The 14,033-nt window shown below is 68.4% G+C and carries 13 protein-coding genes; 5 read left to right on the forward strand and 8 right to left on the reverse strand.

Annotated features, from left to right (window positions below; all coding sequences use genetic code 11):
- Positions 1-141: 141 nt before the first annotated feature.
- The 6 genes from ACK4MH_RS14690 to ACK4MH_RS14715 form a co-directional block, all read right to left on the reverse strand.
- A complete protein-coding gene (locus ACK4MH_RS14690) occupies positions 142-672 on the reverse strand; it encodes a hypothetical protein (RefSeq protein WP_409719676.1) in 531 nt (176 codons plus the stop codon).
- On the reverse strand, positions 672-1,133 hold the full coding sequence (locus tag ACK4MH_RS14695; RefSeq protein ID WP_409719678.1) for a PEGA domain-containing protein: 462 nt from the start codon (positions 1,131-1,133) through the stop codon (positions 672-674). Before ACK4MH_RS14695 ends, ACK4MH_RS14690 begins: the two co-directional genes overlap by 1 nt.
- A gap of 126 nt (positions 1,134-1,259) precedes the next feature.
- On the reverse strand, positions 1,260-2,396 hold the full coding sequence (gene ispG / locus ACK4MH_RS14700; protein WP_409719680.1) for a flavodoxin-dependent (E)-4-hydroxy-3-methylbut-2-enyl-diphosphate synthase: 1,137 nt from the start codon (positions 2,394-2,396) through the stop codon (positions 1,260-1,262).
- Positions 2,397-2,444: 48 nt separating this feature from the next.
- Positions 2,445-3,536: a helix-turn-helix domain-containing protein gene (locus tag ACK4MH_RS14705; protein ID WP_409719682.1), complete on the reverse strand. Its 1,092-nt coding sequence runs from the start codon at positions 3,534-3,536 to the stop codon at positions 2,445-2,447.
- A gap of 101 nt (positions 3,537-3,637) precedes the next feature.
- Complete coding sequence (gene ptsP / locus ACK4MH_RS14710) at positions 3,638-5,896, reverse strand: phosphoenolpyruvate--protein phosphotransferase (protein ID WP_409719684.1); 2,259 nt, start codon at positions 5,894-5,896, stop codon at positions 3,638-3,640.
- A gap of 67 nt (positions 5,897-5,963) precedes the next feature.
- Positions 5,964-7,238: an aspartate kinase gene (locus tag ACK4MH_RS14715; RefSeq protein WP_409719686.1), complete on the reverse strand. Its 1,275-nt coding sequence runs from the start codon at positions 7,236-7,238 to the stop codon at positions 5,964-5,966.
- 56 nt (positions 7,239-7,294) lie between these two features.
- On the opposite strand from ACK4MH_RS14715, the gene ubiG reads away from it, so the two are divergent.
- Positions 7,295-8,110, forward strand: coding sequence for a bifunctional 2-polyprenyl-6-hydroxyphenol methylase/3-demethylubiquinol 3-O-methyltransferase UbiG (gene ubiG / locus ACK4MH_RS14720; protein WP_409719688.1), 816 nt, complete (start codon positions 7,295-7,297; stop codon positions 8,108-8,110).
- A 192-nt stretch (positions 8,111-8,302) separates the two neighbouring features.
- On the opposite strand, the gene ACK4MH_RS14725 is transcribed toward ubiG, so the two are convergent.
- Positions 8,303-10,348 (reverse strand): OPT family oligopeptide transporter, encoded by a 2,046-nt coding sequence (locus tag ACK4MH_RS14725; RefSeq protein WP_409719690.1) that lies wholly within the window; start codon positions 10,346-10,348, stop codon positions 8,303-8,305.
- A gap of 61 nt (positions 10,349-10,409) precedes the next feature.
- Positions 10,410-11,192 (reverse strand): phosphatase PAP2 family protein, encoded by a 783-nt coding sequence (locus tag ACK4MH_RS14730; RefSeq protein ID WP_409719692.1) that lies wholly within the window; start codon positions 11,190-11,192, stop codon positions 10,410-10,412.
- 128 nt (positions 11,193-11,320) lie between these two features.
- On the opposite strand from ACK4MH_RS14730, the gene mutM reads away from it, so the two are divergent.
- From mutM to ACK4MH_RS14750, 4 genes are read left to right on the forward strand one after another with little or no spacing between them, the layout of a single operon-like run.
- Positions 11,321-12,184 (forward strand): bifunctional DNA-formamidopyrimidine glycosylase/DNA-(apurinic or apyrimidinic site) lyase, encoded by an 864-nt coding sequence (mutM, locus tag ACK4MH_RS14735; RefSeq protein ID WP_409719694.1) that lies wholly within the window; start codon positions 11,321-11,323, stop codon positions 12,182-12,184.
- Between the two features lie 4 nt (positions 12,185-12,188).
- On the forward strand, positions 12,189-12,728 hold the full coding sequence (locus tag ACK4MH_RS14740) for a DUF1697 domain-containing protein (protein WP_409719696.1): 540 nt from the start codon (positions 12,189-12,191) through the stop codon (positions 12,726-12,728).
- A gap of 3 nt (positions 12,729-12,731) precedes the next feature.
- On the forward strand, positions 12,732-13,175 hold the full coding sequence (locus ACK4MH_RS14745) for a hypothetical protein (protein ID WP_409719698.1): 444 nt from the start codon (positions 12,732-12,734) through the stop codon (positions 13,173-13,175).
- A gap of 47 nt (positions 13,176-13,222) precedes the next feature.
- Positions 13,223-14,011 carry an enoyl-CoA hydratase-related protein gene (locus tag ACK4MH_RS14750; protein WP_409719700.1) on the forward strand — a complete coding sequence of 263 codons (789 nt, stop codon included), beginning with the start codon at positions 13,223-13,225 and terminating at the stop codon, positions 14,009-14,011.
- Positions 14,012-14,033: the final 22 nt, after the last annotated feature.

The raw sequence follows: 14,033 nt of genomic DNA on the forward strand, positions 1-14,033 counted from the left end.
CGCCGCGTGCTAACCTACGGGGTCGGCGCCGTGGTGCTTCTGTCCGCCGGCTATCAGGCGCTGCGGCTGTTCAAGGTAATCTGAAACGAAAAGCGGCGGCGGGTTCGCACCCGCCGCCGCTTCTTTGTCTTGTCCTGGGGCTCAGCGCGCGCGGGCGCGGAAGCGGGTCAGGAATTCCTTGATGTTCTCGCGGATCGCCGCCTCATTGGCCATGCGTAGACGCTCACCAGCGACGAGGGCCTGACCCATCGTCGCCGTTCCCGTCGCAGAGACCGTTTCGTCAAAGACGGTGCGTTCGCCACGGGCGACCGTGTAGCGAACCTGACTGGTGACCGTCATGTCGAAGCCGGCCAGCGGCTGCTTCAGGTTGATCAACGACGCCGAAACGCTCATGGGCTGGCCTTCGGTTCCCATATAGCCGGCTGCGGCCAGGGAGCCTTCGAGCGCGGTCTTGAAGTCCGCATTGGAGACCTGCGAGGTCCACAGCGGATTGGTGCTCTGACCTCCGGATACGGTCACGTTCGTCACCGAGCGATAGCCCAGGTCCCCGGCCGAGGCCGTCAGGCCCGGCGTGGCGGAGAGGGTCATCATGGCGGGGTTCAACGGCGTGGCGCAGGCCGCGACGCCCATGAGGGCAGCGAGCAGGCCAGCAACTGCGATGCGGCGGATCATCATTCGCCACCGGCCGGAGTTGCGGCGGGCATGCGGGCAGCCGCCGCTTCCTCGGCGGGCGTGCGTAGAACGACGGTCAGCGGATTGGGCTTCAGGTCGTTCAGGGCGCCGGACGAGGCGTCGACGGCTCCACCGATGATTCCGCCGATCAGGACGTTGCCGGCCAGGGCCGCGCCGCCGGCGCCGGACATGCTGCTGGTCACCTCGTGCGTCTGCGAGACATAACCTTCCTTGGACACGGTGATGTTGAACGCGTCCTTGCGTGACATGCGGAAGGTGCAAGGTGTCGCGGCGCACTCGAAACCGTTCGAGGTGGTCGCCTGAGCGCCGGGCGGCGTGCTCTCGACGGTGAATTCTTGCGTGGTGCCGCGCGTCATGGTGGCGCACGCAGGCAGAGAAAGCGCCACGCCGACCAGCGTGAACGCACGCGCGCCGAAGCGCGCGACAGTTTTGGAAATCATTGAACCCTCGATGAAATAGGGTCCGGCCTCCCCAGGCGGACCTATAGCCTAGGTTGCACGTTCATTATCGAGCGTCAATCACGGAACGGTGAAGTTTAACGCGCCGCTGCGGCGGATGGTGCAGACCTATTCCGCCGCCTGAAGCTCCGCCGCACGGGCAGCGTCCAGCTCAGCGGCCTTCTTTTCGACCAGGTCGACGATGTGGTCGATCATGCCGTCGTTGGCCTGTTTGTGGGCGATCTTGCCGTTCAGATAGATCATGCCCGCGCCCTTGCCGCCGCCGGTGAAACCGATGTCGGTATAGAGGGCCTCGCCGGGGCCGTTCACGACGCAGCCAATGACCGACAGGCTCATCGGCGTCGAGATATGGGCCAGTTTCTCTTCCAGCAGGGTCACGGTCTCGATGACGTTGAACCCCTGACGCGCGCAGGACGGGCAGGCGATGATGTTGACGCCCCGGTGGCGCAGGCCCAGCGACTTCAGGATGTCGAAGCCGACCTTGATTTCCTCGACCGGATCGGCGGCCAGCGAGACGCGGATGGTGTCGCCGATGCCTGACCACAGCATGTTTCCCATGCCGATGGCCGACTTGATAGTTCCGGTGCGCAAGGGACCCGCCTCGGTCACGCCCAGGTGCAGCGGGCAGTCGATGGCCTCGGCCAGCTGCTGATAGGCGGCGACCGTCAGGAAGGGGTCGGACGCCTTCACCGAAATCTTGAACTCGTGGAAGTCGTGGTCCTGCAGGATGCGGGCGTGGTTCAGCGCGCTCTCGACCATGGCGTCGGGGCAGGGCTCGCCGTATTTCTCCAGCAGTTCCTTCTCTAGCGACCCGGCGTTGACGCCGATCCGCATCGAACAGCCGTTGTCCTTGGCGGCCTGGATCACGTCGCGGACTCGGTCGGCCGAGCCGATATTGCCCGGATTGATCCGCAGGCAGGCGGCGCCCGCCTCGGCCGCCTCGATGCCGCGCTTGTAGTGGAAATGGATGTCGGCGACCAAGGGGACCTTGGCCTCGCGGGCGATGGTCTTGAAAGCGGCGGTCGATTCCACGTCGGGGCAGGAGACGCGCACGATGTCGGCGCCGGCCTCTTCCAACTGGCGGATCTGGTCTATGGTCGCCGCCGCGTCGGTCGTCGGCGTATTGGTCATCGACTGGACGCTGATCGGGGCGTCGCCGCCCACGAGAACGGAGCCGACGCGGATCTGGCGGCTCTTGCGGCGCTCGATATGGCGCCAGGGTCGGACGTGCGTGTGATCGCTCATGGAAGCATCATATAGGCCGATGATGACGGCGGGACCACGGCCGACGCTTCAGTTCGGCGTCGTGGGCGTTGGAGACGGTGCAGAAGCCTGCGTCTGGGCTCGGGCCTGCGCGGCCTGGGCCTGGACCTGCGCGCGCGCCTGGGTCGCCGCCAGCTGTTTGGCGGCCTGGTCGGCGCGGCTGTTCAACTGGGCCAGCGGCGTCAGCACGCCGGCCAGCGGCCCGCCATACTCCCCGTTCAGATAGACGTCGAAGGCGGCCGGGTCGGACACGTCCACCGTCGCCGCCACGCCGATCGGCGCGCGCCAGGCCTCGCCCGGCGCCATCTGGCGCGCGAACAGGGCCTGCCCATCGCCCAGCCGCACGACCAGGGCGCCGGCCGTCTTGGCCTGGATCACCACCATCGACGCGTTGGCCGGGGCGCCATAGACGGCGCCGCGCGGGTTGAAGGCCTTCTGCACCGGCTCGGGATTGGCGGCGGCGGCGATGACGGCGGGGTCGGTCGGATCGACGCCGGTCAGTTGGGCCTCCAGGCCGGGCGTGATGTAGAGCTGCGGCGTGGTCTGGTCGGGCGGCGCCGCCATGGGCGCACTGAGGGCCAGTTGCGGATCGGGATCGACCCCGCTGACCCAGGTCTTGGGCACCGCGGCGATGTCGGACGGGTGCGCCGCCTGATGCAGGCTGGCGCGCTGGAACACATTCCAGCCGATGACGGCGACCACCACGGCGACGACGCCGGCGACGATGCGCGGCGAATGGCGTTTCACGTCCTCGAAGGCGATGCCGATGGGCGCCTTCAGCGGCACCGAGGTGTCGGGGCTTTCGCGCTTGAACCGCTCGACCGCCAGTTGTTCGTCAAGGAACAGGGCCGAGGCATAGGCCCGCACATAGCCCAGGGCGAAAACGCGCGAGGGCAGGGACGACCAGTCGCTCTGCTCCAGGGCGGTCAGGAACCGGCGATGCACCTTGGTCTCGGCGGCCAGCTCGGCCAGGGACTTGCCCGACCGCTCGCGCGCATGACGCAGGCCCTCTCCCAGGCTCGCGGCGTCGGCGAACTCGGCCGTCGGATCCTGCCCGTCCGATATGGTCTTGATCGCGTCGGGGGCGGCCCCCGCATTCAGCGCCATTAGGCCTGACCCCATGTTCGGGAAGATACTGCGCCCGAGCGCCGTCTATAGCGCCGGAGATAGACGATTGCGGTCCTGCCAGCAACGCCGCGCGTGGTCCGCCGCCGTCGTCGGAATCAGACCGCGACGTTCAGCTTGCGCGCCAGGGACTCGATCTCGTTGCGCACCGAGCCGGTGGACAGGTTCAGCAGATTGGCCATGCCGCGCCGCGCCGCGCTCAGGTCCGCCGACAGGATCATCCGCTTGACCGGCCCGACCCCGCCCGCCGGAGCCGACAGACGCGTGAACCCCAGGACGATCAGGGCGAAGGCCTCCAGCGGTCGTCCCGCCAGCTCGCCGCAGATCGAGACCGGCGTGCCGGTGTCGGCGCAGGCCTTCTGGATCGACTGAAGCGCGCGCAGGGTCGGCGGCGACAGCGGGTCGTAACGGTCCGAGACCAGCGGATTGGTGCGGTCGGCGGCGTACATATACTGGAACAGGTCGTTGGTGCCGATGGAAACGAAGTCCGTCAGCGGCAGAAGCGCGTCCAGGTGCCACAGCAGCGACGGACATTCGACCATGGCCCCGACACGCAGCAGGGCCGGCAGGGCGCGCCCGCGACGCTTGGCCCAGGCGCATTCGATATCCACCAGTTCCCGCGCCGCCCGGAACTCGTCCACCGTGGCGATCATCGGGAACATGACCCGCAGCTCGCGGCCCGCCCCCGCCGCCAGCAGCGCACGAAGCTGCATCCGCAGCAGCGACGGCCGGTCCAGGCCCAGGCGGATGGCGCGACGGCCCAGGGCCGGGTTCTCTTCGCGCTCGGCCTCCAGATAGGGCAGCACCTTGTCGCCGCCGATGTCCAGGGTGCGGAAGGTGACGGGTTTGTCACCGGCCGCGTCCAGCACCAGCTTGTACAGCGCCGTCTGGGCGTTCAGCCGGGGCAGTTCGTCCGACACCATGAACTGGAACTCGGTGCGGAACAGGCCGATGCCCTCGGCGCCCGTCTCGGCCATGTTCTCCAGATCGACGGCGAGACCCGCATTGGTCAGGACCGTGATCCGCTGACCGTCCAGGGTGACGGCGGGCACGTCGCGCAGCTGGGCGAACTCGGCCTGGCGTTGTTCGCGCACGGCCATACGCGACTGCACGGCCTCCAGCATGTCGGGGCGGGGCCGCAGATAGGTCTCGCCAGTCTCGCCGTCGGCGATGACCATGTCGCCTTCCGACAGCCGGTCGCGCAGGCCCATCAGGCGACCGACGCACGGAATCTGCAAAGCCCGCGCGACGATGGCGGCGTGGCTGGCGGCCGAGCCTTCTTCCAGCAACAGACCCTTCAGCTTGTCGCGCGGATATTCCAGCAGGTCGGCGGGACCCAGGTTTCGCGCCACCAGAATGGCGTCGTCGGGCAGTTCGCGTTCGCCCGGCTTGTCGCCCGCCAGCACCCGCAGCAGCCGGTTGGCCAGGTCCTCGAAATCGTGCAGCCGTTCGCGGATATAGGGGTCGCGCGCCTGGGCGAAGCGGGCGCGGTGTTCATTACGCACCCGGTCAACCGCCGCCTCGGCCGTCAGGCCGTTGCGCACCGCCTCTTCCAGCGACCGGTTCCAGCCCCGGTCGTCGGCGAACATCCGATAGGTTTCCAGCACCTCGAACGACGGACCGGCCAGGCCCTGGCCCTTGTCCAGCATGACGTCCAGGCCGGTCTTCAGCGTGGCCAGCGCCAGCTTCAGCCGCGCCTCCTCCATCGCCGGATCTTCGGACAGCAGCTTTTCAGGGGGCAGGGGCGCTTCGTGCAGAACCACATGGCCGAAGGCCAGGCCGTCCGAGAACTTCTGGCCCTTTAGCCGCTCGGGCCGATGCGGCGCCAGTTCGACGTCGCGCAACTCGTCCAGCGCGAGCAGTTCGCCGGACGACACCGTCTCGGACAGGACCATGGCGATGGTCTGGATGTCCTCGACCTCTTCCTCGTCATAGCGCCGCTCGGTGCGGTTCTGGACGACCAGCACGCCGATGGCCCGGCCGCCACGCAGCAGGGGGGCGCCCAGGAAGGCGTGATAGGGGTCTTCGCCCGTTTCCGGCCGATAGGAGAAGGACGGGTGCGACGGCGCGTCCGACAGGCTGATCGGCTGGGCCATTCGCGCCACCTCGCCGACCAGGCCTTCGCCAGGCCGCAGCCGGGTGTTGTGGACGGCGTCTGGATTCAGGCCCTCGGTGGCGAACAGCTCCAGTTCGCCCGAGGCGCGGCGCAGATAGATGGAGCAGACTTCGGCGACCATCGACCGGGCGATGATCCTGACCACCATGTTCAGGCGGTCCTGCGCCGGGGTCGCGCCCGCGCCGGCCCCGCCCAGAGCCTCGCGGATCTGGCGCAGGAGGATCCGAGGTCCCCTGGTCATCGCGCCGCCTGCCGGCATCATGTCTCCCGCGCCCTTTTCGTGGATATAGGCGCCCTGTTCAGATCACCTATACCGCGTCCAGGCCGTAAGCCGAATGCAGGGCCCGCACCGCCAGCTCCGCATAGGCGGCGTCGATCAGGACGCTGATCTTGATCTCGGACGTCGAGATGGCCTGGAACTTGACGCCCTTGTCGGCCAGGGCCCGGAACATCAGTTGGGCGACGCCCGCATGGCTGCGCATGCCGACGCCGACGACCGAGACCTTGGCCACGTCCTCGTCGATGCGGATTTCCTCGAACCCGAGTTGCGCCTGGCTGGCCGTCATCAGCTCGGCGGCGCGCACGGCGTCGCGGCGGCCCGTGGTGAAGGTCAGGTTGACGGTGCCGGCCGTGCGCGACTGGCTCTGCACGATCATGTCGACATTGACGTTGGCCTCGGCCAGGCGCGTGAAGACGTCGGCGGGGGCGTCCACGCGGTCGGACAGGCCCAGCAGGGTGATGCGGGCCTCGTCACGGCTCATGGTCACACCGGACACGATACGTTTTTCCACGATCTCCTCCTCGTCGCAGATCAGGGTTCCACCCTTGTCGGGCATGACGCCATTTGCGTCGGGTTCGATAAAGCTTGAAAGCACGCGCACCGGGACCTGTTTGGCCATGGCCAGCTCGACCGAGCGGGTCTGCAGCACCTTGGCCCCCAGGGACGCCATCTCCAGCATTTCTTCGTACGACACCTTGGCCAGGCGGCGCGCGCGGCTCTCGATGCGGGGGTCGGTCGTATAGACGCCGTCCACGTCGGTATAGATGTCGCACGGCGCGCCCAGGGCCGCCGCCACCGCGACCGCCGAGGTGTCGGATCCGCCGCGGCCCAGGGTGGTGATCTTGCCGTCCGTCGTAACGCCCTGGAAGCCGGGGACGATGGCGATCTCGCCCGAATCGACGGCGGCGCCCAGCTTCTCGCCAGGGATGTCGATGATGCGGGCGCGGGCGTGGGCGTCGTCGGTGATGATCGGCACCTGCCAGCCCATCCACGAGCGGGCGTTGAACCCCATGTTGCGCAGGGTCGCGGCCAGGAGGCCCGAGGTGACCTGCTCGCCCGAGGCGACCACCACGTCATATTCGTCGTCCGACAGGGGCAGGCCTGCGGCCGCCGGTCCGGCGCCGTCGGTCCAGGCGACCAGTTCGTTGGTCTTGCCCGCCATGGCGGAGACGACGACGGCGACCTTCTTGCCGGCAGACACCTCTGCCGCGACGATCCGCGCCGCACGGCGAATGCGTTCGAGGTCGCCCATCGAGGTGCCGCCGAACTTCATCACCAGTCGTGTCGTATCGGGCCGCGTCATCGTGGCGTTCCGCCCCCTGCTTGCGTGAAAGGGCGCGAAGGTTCATCCCTCGCGTCATGACCGCTTCTAGCGACGCCGCACCGTCTCGCCTACCCCGCGAAGGGCATGGTTTTTCGCAAAATTCGTCCGAAGGCGCGTTCGGCGCATCGATCGACCCCGCCGATGTCGCCCGCTTCTCGGCCCAGGCGGCCGAATGGTGGGACGCAAAAGGGCCGTTCGCGCCTCTGCACCGGTTCAATCCGGCGCGCCTGGCCCTGATCCGCGACCAGCTTTGCACCCGCCTTGGCCGCGATCCCAAGGCGCGCGCGCCCTTCGAGGGGCTGACCCTGCTGGACGTCGGCTGCGGCGGCGGACTGATCGCCGAGCCGATGCGACGGATGGGTTTCACCGTAACGGCCGTCGACGCCTCGTCCGAGAATATCGGCACGGCGCGCGCGCACGCCGACATGGTCGGGCTGGACATCGCCTATCGCGCCGCCACCGTCGAACAGATCGAGGCCGAGGGGGCGGGGCCGTTCGACGTGGTCCTGACCATGGAGGTGATCGAGCACGTCGCCGACCCTGAAGCCTTCGTGCGCGCCTGCTCGCGCCTGGTCCGGCCGGGCGGGGTGATGATGGTCGCCACCCTGAACCGCACGTTGAAGTCGCTGGCTCTCGGCAAGGTCGCGGCGGAATACATCCTGCGCTGGGTCCCGGCCGGGACGCACGACTGGCGCCAGTTCCTGAAGCCCGACGAGATCCGGTCGATGCTGGCGGCCGAGCCGGTGACGGTCGAAGGCCCCTACGGCCTGAACTATGACCCGCTTCACGATCGCTGGAGCCAGACCGACGACGCGGGCATCAACTATATGATGGTCGCCACGCGGACCTGACCCGGTCATCTCCCTCCCCGTTCCGGGGAGGGTCGTCGCGCAGCGACGGGGTGGGGGCGGCCAGGCAGGGCCGCACTTGCCTGATCAAAAGCAGATCGGCGGGGCGTCGCTCTGCCGCCCCCACCCGGCTTCGCCTGCGGCTCAGCCACCCTCCCCCGCAGGGGGAGGGAGAGGCGTCATCTTACGTCAGGCTCAGACCTTCTCGGCCCGTTTGCGCGTCCAGCTGTAGAGGCCGAACACCGCCGCCGCGAAGACGACGATCCCGGCCAGCATGGCGGGCCAGCCGGAGCCTTCGGGGATCATGGCGAAGGGCGCCTCGCTGTTCGTGCCGACGATGACGCTGGCGTAGAAGACGCCGAACAGGCTCTCGCCCACGATCAGGCCGGACGCTAGCAGCACCCCCATGCGGCGCGCCACATCGGCGAACCGGGTCGTCTTGACCGCCTTGTCATAGACCCAGCCGACCACGGCGCCGATGACTAGCATGGTCGTCACCGCCGCCGGCAGATAAAAGCCGATGCCCACGGCCAGGGGCGGCAGCTTGACCTTGCCCTTGGTCGATTTGGACACGACGGCGTCCAGCACGATGATGACCACGCCGATCACCGCGCCCAGACCGATCAGGTCCCAGCGCAGGTCGCCGCCGATGACGCCGCGCGCCAAGGCCGAGATCAGGGTCGCCTGGGGGGCCGCCAGCGGCTCGTTGGCGATGCCGGGAGGGCCGCCCTCGAACCCGAAGGCGCCGTTCAGCTTGTTCAGAATGAAGGGGATGACCAGGGCGCCGGCGATGACGCCGACGATCAGGGCGAGCTGCTGGCGCCAGGGCGTGGCGTCGACCAGCTGGCCGGTCTTCAGGTCCTGAAGGTTGTCGTTGGCGATGACGGCGACGGCGAAGACGACCGCCGTCACGATCAGGGCGAAGGCGATGATGGAGCCGTCGGCCGGCACGCCCGCGATCTTCATCACGCCCAGCATCAGCAGAGAGGCCACGATGATGGCCAGGATGCCGACGCCGGACACCGGGCTGTTCGACGAGCCGATCAGACCGGCCATGTAGCCGCAAATGGCGGCGACGGCGAAGCCGATCAGCACCACATAGACCAGGCCGCCGATGACCAGCAGGGGCGCGGACGCCGCCAGCGTCGGCGACGCCAGCGCGATCCAGGTCAACAGACCGGCGATGGCGATCAGGGCGGCGACCGAGACGGCGCCGACGATCTTGATCGGAATATCCTGCTCGGCGCGTTCCAGCACCTCGCCGTGCGAGCGTTTGGACTGGGCCGCCAAGGCCGAAGTCAGGCCGCCGATCAACGGCCCCGCCAGCTTGATCAGGGTCCAGATGGCGGCGACGCCGATGACGCCGGCGCCCATGAAGCGGACCTCACGGCTCCAGACCGTCATCGCCAGTTCCTCGGCCGGAGTGCCGGCCGGCAGGGTCGCGGCGATGGAGGGCAGGCCGTGCGCCGTCAGCCAGGCGATGGTGTCGGGGCTGGTCAGGATCGGCACGGCGATGACCCAGGCCAGGATCAGGCCGAACAGTTGCGCCAGGCCGACCGTCAGGCCGATCAGGTGCCCGGCGCCCAACAGGGCGAACTGCATGCCGAAGCCGACGCCTGTGGCCCCGCCGCCCAGGGCCGCCGGAAGCTTGAAGAACTTCGCCGCCTCGCCCGCAAAGACGCGGCCGGCGACCAGCAGGGCGTAGCCGGACGACACCACGGCGCCCGCGACCACGACCCACAGGCCGGACTTGTTCTCGCGCACGGCGCTTTCGGTCTGTTCGGCGCCGCGCGAGCCGACCTTCAGCACCTCGGCGGCGGCGACGCCCTCGGGGTAGGGAAGGCCGCCGTTGGTCACCAGGGCGCGTCGCAGCGGGATCGAGAAGGTCACCCCCAGAATGCCGCCGAAGATGCAGATCAGCGTCGATTCCCAGAACGGAAACTCCAGCCACCAGCCGATCATCACCAGGCCGGGCAGGACGAAGATGATCGAACTCATGGCGCCGCCGACCGAGGCGACGGTCTGGACGGTCATGTTCTCCCAGATGGTCGAGGTGCGGAAACCGCGCAGGATGGCCATCGAAATGACCGCTGCAGGAATGGCTGAGGCGAAGGTCAGACCCACCTTCAGGCCCAGGTAGGTGTTGGCGGCGGTGAAGACCACCGCCAGCAAAACGCCCAGCACCAGGGCGCGAAGCGTCAGTTCAAGCCGACCCTTCGGGGCGGCGGCGGAATCGGTCATCTGGCAAAGTCCCCACGTTCGCGCGGACGTAAGCGCATTATGTCGCAGGCGGCAACGGGTCTCAGGCGATCGCGATGTTCAGGACACGGAGCTTGCGCCGTCGAAGCGCCGCCGACGCGATCATCAGGCCGCGATAAAGCAGGGCCAGCACCAGGGCCGTCACCGCCCACGACAGCAGAACGTCCGACAGGAAATGGCCGCCGAAGACGATGCGGTTGGCCGACAGGCTGACGGCGTAGGCCAGGGCCAGCCCGCCCGCGACGGGCCGCCAGCGACGCGGCGCCAGCACCAGGGCCGCCGCCACCATCCAGGCCGCGCCCGCCCCCTCGCCCGAGATGAAGGAACAGTTGGACTGACACGCCGTGCTGGGCAGCCAGGCAGCGGTGAAGACCTCGTCGCCGCCGAAGACCCGCACGTCGATCGGCCGCGCCCGACCCCAGATGTCCTTGAACAGGCCGTTGACCACCAGTCCCGGCCCCAGGGCCAGACCCGCGATCACGAACAGGGCCCTGCGCCCCGCCAGATCGGCCTTTCGCCGCCGCAACAACCGCCAGATCCACCGTCCGACCGCCGCCAGCAGCATCAGCGACATCACCAGGGTCGAGCTCTTGCGCAGGGCGCGCAGCATCGGATCGTGGGACAGATAAAAGCCCTCCTGCGCCCGGTGGAACAGGCCGCTGACCGCCAGGTCCACGCCGGGGAACAGCAAAAAGGCGGCGCTCAGTCCTACGATGGCGGCGGCGGCGAGGATGGCCGTCTCCTCGCTGGACGGCCGTATCCGCCATCGAAAGGCGACAGGCTTTCGCAGGGTCGGCGGGATGGCGTCGGCGGTGAAGTCCGTCATGATCATCCCCCCGGATCGTCGTCCGCCCTCCATGCCCTCTAGGCGTGTCGGCGCCGTGTCGATCTTGCGACGACCCCGTGATGCGCGACCTGGCTTGGCGGGGCCGCACGGGCGGGCTAGGACCGCTCATGCCTGAACTTCCCGAGGTCGAAACCGTCCGACGCGGCCTGACGCCGGTGCTGGAGGGCGCGCGGCTGTCGCGGGTCAGGATCAACCGGCCCGACCTGCGGTTCCCCTTCCCCGAGCGTTTCGTCGAACGGCTGGAGGGGGCGACGGTCCAGCGGATCGACCGCCGGGCCAAATATCTGCTGATGCCGCTATCGACCGGCGAGACCTGGATCACGCACCTGGGCATGACCGGCCGCTTCACCCTGGACGGAACCCTGCTGGGCGAGTTCGAGGAGGCCGCCCCCATCGCCGGAAAGCACGAACATTTCAGCGGCTGCGCCATTCGCGACGGCGCCGCCACCCGCATCGGCTATGCCGACGCCCGCCGGTTCGGTTTCATGGGCCTGATCCCCACCGAACAGGTCGAGACCCATCCCTGGTTCGCCGGCCTGGGTCCCGAACCCCTCGGCAACGGCTTTTCCGGCGCGCATCTGGTCGAGGCCTTCGCGGGCAAGAAGCAGAACATCAAGGTCAGTCTGCTGGATCAGCGGATCGTGTCCGGCCTGGGCAATATCTATGTGTGCGAGGCGCTATATCGCGCCCGCATCTCGCCCCTGGTCGCGGCCGGATCGGTGTCCAAGGCCCGGCTGGAACGCCTAGCGAGCGAGGTCCGCAACGTGCTGGACGACGCCATCGCGGCGGGCGGCTCGACCCTGCGCGATTTCGCCAACGCCGAGGGCGGCCAAGGCTATTTCCAGCACCGGTTCGACGTCTATGGCCGCGAGGGCGAGCCGTGCAGAGGCGACAAATGCACCGGCGTCGTCGCCCGCATCGTCCAGGGCGGCCGCTCCACCTTCTACTGCCCCTCCTGCCAGAAGGCGTGACGCCATGAGCGACCGCATCTGCCTGTTGCGCGGCGTCAATGTCGGCGGGGTCAAGGTTCCGATGGCCGAGCTGAAGGCCATCGCCGTCGAGGTCGGTTTCGCCAATCCTCGCACCCTGCTGGCCAGCGGCAATCTGGTGGTCGAGACCGACGCCGAACCGGCCGATGTCGAGGCGCGGCTGGAGCGAGGGATCGCCGCTCATTTCGGCCGCCCCATCGACGTGATCGTGCGCACGCCCAAACAATGGGCGGCGCTGATGGCCGCCAATCCGTTCACGGATGAGGCCGGGATCGACGGCTCGAAACTGCTGGTCATGGTGATGAAGGCCGGGATCAAGGACGGCGCGGTCGAGGCGCTGCGCGGCGTCGCGGCCGGCGACGAGCGGGTCGAACCCGTCGGCGGCGACCTCTTCTTCTGGCACCCTGACGGCCTGGGTCGGTCGAAGATGGCGGAGAAGGCCCAGCCGCGCCTGATCGGCATCGGCACCGGCCGCAACTGGAACACGGTGCAGAAACTGGCCGTCATGGTCGGTCTGGAGGACTGAGCGATGCGCAAGATCCATCTGTGGATCAGTCTGGTGGTCGGCGTCCTGGTCTGGGGCGCCTATTTCCTTCACTTCGTTCAGGGGCTGCGCGCCGGCGACCTGGGCGGTCTGGTCTGGTGGTTCGTCGCCGCCCTGACCGTCGCCGCCGTGGCCGAGGCCGCCGCCACCGGCCTGATCGCTCGCCTGTTACGCCGCCGCGCCCGCGTGCTGGACGAGGGGCCGACGCTTCAGGCGGCGCTGAAGGCGGGGCATGTCGCCCTGATGCTGCTGGTCGGGCTGATCCTGCTCTCGGCCCTGGTTCTGGCCTTGTCGTCCGTGTTCGGCTGGACGTTGGACCTGTCGGGCGCGCGGGGGCAGGTGATCGCCGCCAATCTGCTGCTGGCCATGGTGGTCGTCGCCGAACTGGTCCGCGCCGCCCTGACCCTGGCGCTGATGCCCCGCCGCTAGTCGGGTCGCCTTCGCCCCTGTATGACCGCCGTCAAAGGAGACCGACCATGGCCGACACCTATTCCAACCTGCTGATCGAACGTCACGCCGACGGCTATGCGGTGGTGACCCTGAACCGGCCCGAGGCGCTGAATGCCCTGAACTCGGCCCTGTTCAAGGATCTCGCCGATTTCCTCGACAGCGTCGAGCACGACGACGGCGTGCGCTGCCTGATCCTTACCGGCTCGGGCGACAAGGCCTTCGCCGCCGGCGCCGACATCAAGGAGATGGCGGATCAGACCTACGCCCAGATGTACACGGGCAACTATTTCGCCCTCGGCCACGACCGCATCACCCGGTTCAGGAAGCCGATCATCGCCGCCGTCAACGGTTTCGCCCTGGGCGGCGGCTGCGAACTGGCCATGCTGTGCGACTTCATTGTGGCGTCGGAAAAGGCGAAGTTCGGCCAGCCCGAGATCAACCTCGGCGTCGCCCCCGGCATCGGCGGTTCGCAGCGCCTCACGCGCCTCGTCGGCAAGTCGAAGGCCATGGACATGGTCCTGACCGCCCGCATGATGGACGCGGTGGAAGCCGAGCGCGCCGGCCTCGCTTCCCGGGTCTTCCCGCACGAGACCCTGATGGACGAGACGCGCAAGATCGCCGCCAGGATCGCCTCGCAAAGCCCGCTGGCGGTCATGGCCAACAAGGAGATGGTCAACGCCGCGCTGGAGACGACCCTGACGCAAGGGGTTCAGTTCGAACGCCGCCTGTTCCACTCCCTGTTCGCCTTCGAGGACCAGAAGGAGGGCATGTCCGCCTTCGTCGAAAAGCGCAAACCGGACTTCAAGGGGCGATAAGCCGCAAGCGCGCCGTCAACCG

The organism is Brevundimonas sp. (assembly GCF_046295075.1).
In the GTDB taxonomy this organism is placed as follows: Bacteria; Pseudomonadota; Alphaproteobacteria; order Caulobacterales; family Caulobacteraceae; genus Brevundimonas.

Bases quoted from the DNA above. Each gene is read 5' to 3' on its own strand.
- ACK4MH_RS14725 (WP_409719690.1), bottom strand. From the start codon at position 10,348: ATGACCGATTCCGCCGCCGCCCCGAAGGGTCGGCTTGAACTGACGCTT.
- ubiG (WP_409719688.1), top strand. From the start codon at position 7,295: ATGACCGCTTCTAGCGACGCCGCACCGTCTCGCCTACCCCGCGAAGGG.
- mutM (WP_409719694.1), top strand. From the start codon at position 11,321: ATGCCTGAACTTCCCGAGGTCGAAACCGTCCGACGCGGCCTGACGCCG.
- ACK4MH_RS14705 (WP_409719682.1), bottom strand. From the start codon at position 3,536: ATGGGGTCAGGCCTAATGGCGCTGAATGCGGGGGCCGCCCCCGACGCG.
- ACK4MH_RS14745 (WP_409719698.1), top strand. From the start codon at position 12,732: ATGCGCAAGATCCATCTGTGGATCAGTCTGGTGGTCGGCGTCCTGGTC.
- ACK4MH_RS14750 (WP_409719700.1), top strand. From the start codon at position 13,223: ATGGCCGACACCTATTCCAACCTGCTGATCGAACGTCACGCCGACGGC.
- ACK4MH_RS14690 (WP_409719676.1), bottom strand. From the start codon at position 672: ATGATCCGCCGCATCGCAGTTGCTGGCCTGCTCGCTGCCCTCATGGGC.
- ACK4MH_RS14730 (WP_409719692.1), bottom strand. From the start codon at position 11,192: ATGACGGACTTCACCGCCGACGCCATCCCGCCGACCCTGCGAAAGCCT.
- ACK4MH_RS14740 (WP_409719696.1), top strand. From the start codon at position 12,189: ATGAGCGACCGCATCTGCCTGTTGCGCGGCGTCAATGTCGGCGGGGTC.
- ptsP (WP_409719684.1), bottom strand. From the start codon at position 5,896: ATGACCAGGGGACCTCGGATCCTCCTGCGCCAGATCCGCGAGGCTCTG.
- ACK4MH_RS14715 (WP_409719686.1), bottom strand. From the start codon at position 7,238: ATGACGCGGCCCGATACGACACGACTGGTGATGAAGTTCGGCGGCACC.
- ispG (WP_409719680.1), bottom strand. From the start codon at position 2,396: ATGAGCGATCACACGCACGTCCGACCCTGGCGCCATATCGAGCGCCGC.
- ACK4MH_RS14695 (WP_409719678.1), bottom strand. From the start codon at position 1,133: ATGATTTCCAAAACTGTCGCGCGCTTCGGCGCGCGTGCGTTCACGCTG.